The sequence below is a fragment of the uncultured Microbacterium sp. genome (assembly GCF_963521695.1).
GTDB lineage: Bacteria > Actinomycetota > Actinomycetes > Actinomycetales > Microbacteriaceae > Microbacterium.
In genome coordinates, this window is record NZ_CAUQWC010000295.1 from 1 (window position 1) to 3,457 (window position 3,457).

General features: G+C 71.2%; 3 protein-coding genes. 2 read left to right on the forward strand and 1 reads right to left on the reverse strand.

Going from position 1 to position 3,457, the window contains the following annotated elements; all coding sequences use genetic code 11:
* Nucleotides 1-393: 393 nt before the first annotated feature.
* A complete protein-coding gene (locus tag RWP81_RS15435; RefSeq protein WP_314457587.1) occupies nt 394-1,641 on the forward strand; it encodes a D-arabinono-1,4-lactone oxidase in 1,248 nt (415 codons plus the stop codon).
* A 76-nt stretch (nt 1,642-1,717) separates the two neighbouring features.
* On the opposite strand, the gene RWP81_RS15440 is transcribed toward RWP81_RS15435, so the two are convergent.
* The gene (locus RWP81_RS15440) at nt 1,718-2,446 is read right to left on the reverse strand and encodes an SDR family oxidoreductase (RefSeq protein ID WP_314457589.1); all 729 of its coding nucleotides are present in this window, start codon (nt 2,444-2,446) and stop codon (nt 1,718-1,720) included.
* 237 nt (nt 2,447-2,683) lie between these two features.
* On the opposite strand from RWP81_RS15440, the gene RWP81_RS15445 reads away from it, so the two are divergent.
* Nucleotides 2,684-3,382 carry a nucleoside/nucleotide kinase family protein gene (locus tag RWP81_RS15445; protein WP_314457591.1) on the forward strand — a complete coding sequence of 233 codons (699 nt, stop codon included), beginning with the start codon at nt 2,684-2,686 and terminating at the stop codon, nt 3,380-3,382.
* Nucleotides 3,383-3,457 lie beyond the last annotated feature (75 nt).

Consider the following 3,457-nt stretch of genomic DNA (forward strand, 5'->3'; position numbering starts at 1 on the left):
TCGCCGAACTGGGCGAGGACCGCCTGCTCGTCGGCGCGGCCGAGGCGGTGTTCGAGGCGCAGCTGTTCCCGGCTCGCTGATGCCGCGGCCGGGCTGCCGCGGGCCGGTCGGTGAGAGGCGGAGATTCGGGCAGCGGAGGACACCCCCGCACCACGGCATCCTCCCTTCGCCGAATCCCCTCCCCTCCCCGCGAAGTACGGCGGCGAGAGCCCGTGCCGCGTGTCGGTGGAAGAAGGCGAATCGGCCCGCGGGCCGGTCGGCGAGAGGCGGAGATTCGGGCAGCGGAGGACACCCGCGCACCACGGCATCCTCCCTTCACCGAATCCCCTCCCCTCAGCTCCATCGGAGCCCGCACGACCCCCGATGTCGGCGGGTCGGTGCAGGATGGGAGGCGTGATCCAGAGACGCGATGCCGGAGCCACCTGGTCGGGCAACCACCGCTACCGCGCCACCGAGGTGCTCCTGCCGAGTGACCTCGACGAGCTCGCCGAGGTCGTGGCTTCTGCTCGCACCCTGCGCGTGCAGGCCACCCGGCACACCTTCAACGACGTCGCCGACTCCGACGCGGCGCTGGTCTCGCTCGAACGCCTGCCGACCCGCGTCGAGGTGATCGGCGATCGCGTGCGCGTCGACGGGCTCGTCACCTTCGCGCAGCTCGCACCCGTCATCGAGGCCGAGGGGCGCGCGCTGCACAACCTCGGATCGCTCCCCCATATCTCGGTCGCCGGCGCCGCGGCCACGGGCACGCACGGCTCGGGTGTACGAAACGGCAATCTGTCGAGCGCGGTGCGGGCACTCGACATCATGGATGCCGACGGGCACACGCACCACGTCGACCAGGCCCACGCCTGGTTCCCGGCCGCGGCGATCGGGCTCGGCGCCTTCGGCGTCGTCACCGCCGTCGAACTGCAGACCGAACCGAGCTACGAGGTGACGCAGCAGGCGTACACCGGCGTCGCGTGGGACGACATCGCGGGCGACCCGGAGCGGGTGTTCGGCGGCTCGCGCAGCGTCAGCGTCTTCACCACGTGGGGCGACCCCGCGCACGACCTCGTCTGGGCCAAGAGCGACGACGGCGCACCCGATTGGGTCGAGCAGCTGGGCGGGCGTCCCGTCGGCGACGACATCCATCTGGGGCGCATCCGCACCGTCGACAACACCACCCCGCGCGGCACGTCCGGGCCGTGGCACACGCGCCTGCCGCACTTCCGCGCCGATGCCCTCCCCAGCGACGGCGACGAGATCCAGACCGAGTACTTCGTTCCGCTGGCGTCGGCCCGCGAGGCCCTCGCCGCGGTGAAAGCTGTCGCCCCCGCCTTCGACGCGCAGCTGCTGGTGACCGAGCTGCGCACCGTCGCCGCCGACGAGCTGTGGCTGAGCCCGGCCTTCCAGCGCGACGTACTCGCCATCCACTTCACCTGGCGCAACCACACCGACGAGGTGCTCGCGGCGCTGCCGCACGTCGAGGCGGCTCTGGCACCGTTCGACGGGCGGCCGCACTGGGGCAAGGCGTTCACCATGCCCGGCGAGGCCGTGCGCGCGACGCTCACCCGCGTCGACGACTTCCTCGCCGCGGCACGCGACGCCGACCCGCGCGGCGTCTTCCGCAACGACTTCTTGCGGCGGACGCTCGGACTGTGACCCGGTAGGGCGACGGCGTCACACCTCACCGCGAAACGGCGCCGCCCACCGCGACGCCGCCCCGCGGCATCCGGGATCAGCGGCTGGAGTAGCCGCCGTCGATGGGAAGCGACACGCCCGAGATCATGCCGGCGCCGTCGCTGAGCAGGAACACGACCGGGGCGGCGATGTCGTCTTCGGTCGCCCACTTGTGCAGGGGCATCGCCTCGAGGAACGGACCCTCGATGTCGGGGCGACCCCAGTACCAGGCCGACATCGGCGTCATGACGACCGTCGGGTTCACGCTGTTGACGCGGATGCCGTAGCCGCCGAGTTCGAGGGCCGAGACGCGCGTGATGTTGTCGAGCGCCGCCTTGGAGGAGCCGTACGAGATGTGGCCGGTGAGGGCGACGAGGCTGGCCTGGCTGGACACGTTGACGATCGCACCGCCCTTGCCGACGCGGATCATCTCGCGTGAGGCGTACTTGGTGACCAGCAGCGAGCCGCGGGCGTTGATGCTCATGACCTTGTCGAACACGTCGATGTCGGTCTCCATGGGGGTCGCGATCTCGCCACCCCAGCCTCCGCAGTTGACGACGCCGTACAGGTCGCGTCCCTCGATCGCCGTGCGGATCTCGTCTTCGGATTCGAGGTCGAAGACGATGGGCTCGGCTCCCGTCTCGGCGGCGATCGCCTCGACGCTGTCGGCGGTGCGACCAGCGGCGAGCACGGTCGCGCCCGCGGCGACGAGGTGGCGGACGGTCGCGCCGCCGATGCCGCCACCGGCGCCGGTGACGAGGATGGTGCGGTCGGTGAATTCGGTCATGGGTGGGCTCTTTCGCGGGTCCTGGAGGCGAGGACGACGGCGGTGTCGTCGCGGCCCACTATAACCACAGAATCACGCGGATGACTTCGGTGTCATGACGAATTGATCACGGGTGTTGACACCGGTGACATGGTGGCCGTACCGTAACCAAAGTTCGACCGGTGCACCCCACCGGAAACCGCTTCGCCGACGCAGCACTCCCGATGTGCGGCGCCGCCCGGAAGGACCCACAGAGCCGTGACCCACACTTCGGAGACCGCCGCAACCCCGGCCGCTGCGACCGTGCGCATCGACGACCTCGTCGACCGTGCCCGCTCGCTCGCCGCTGTCGGCGAGCGTCGTGTGCTGGGTGTCGCCGGCACCCCCGGGGCGGGCAAGTCCACTGTCAGCGACGCGCTGCTCGACGCCCTCGGCGACGACGCGATCCTCGTCGGCATGGACGGCTTCCACCTGGCCAACGAGGAGCTCGTGCGGCTCGGACGGCGTGAGCGCAAGGGCGCCCCCGACACGTTCGACGTCGAGGGGTACGTCGCCCTCCTCGACCGCATCCGTGCCGGTCACGCGGTCTACGCGCCTCGCTTCGACCGCAGCCTCGAGGAGTCCATCGGCTCGGCGGTGCTCGTGCCCGCCGAGGTGCCCCTCGTCATCACCGAGGGCAACTACCTGCTGCACGACCGGTTCGGGTGGGATGCCGTGGCATCCCGACTCGACGAGGTCTGGTTCCTCGATGTCGACGCCGCCGAGCGTCGCGAGCGGCTGGTGACACGCCGCCTCTCCCACGACCACCCCCACGACGAGGCCGTCGCGTGGGTTCGCGACGTCGACGAGGCCAACGCCGCCGTCGTCGAGCGCGGACGCCACCGCGCCCACCTCGTCGTCACCGTCTCCGAGGCCCCCGCCGGGGCCCTCGGCCACCACGAAGGAGCTGCTTCATGAGCACCACCACGACCGTGCCCGTGCTGCAGGCGCGGGGTCTCTCGCGTCAGTTCGGCCACGTCCGCGCCCTCAACA

What these genes read in the sequence shown, in the direction of transcription:
- RWP81_RS15440 (WP_314457589.1), bottom strand. Translation starts at nt 2,446, where the DNA reads ATGACCGAATTCACCGACCGCACCATCCTCGTCACCGGCGCCGGTGGC.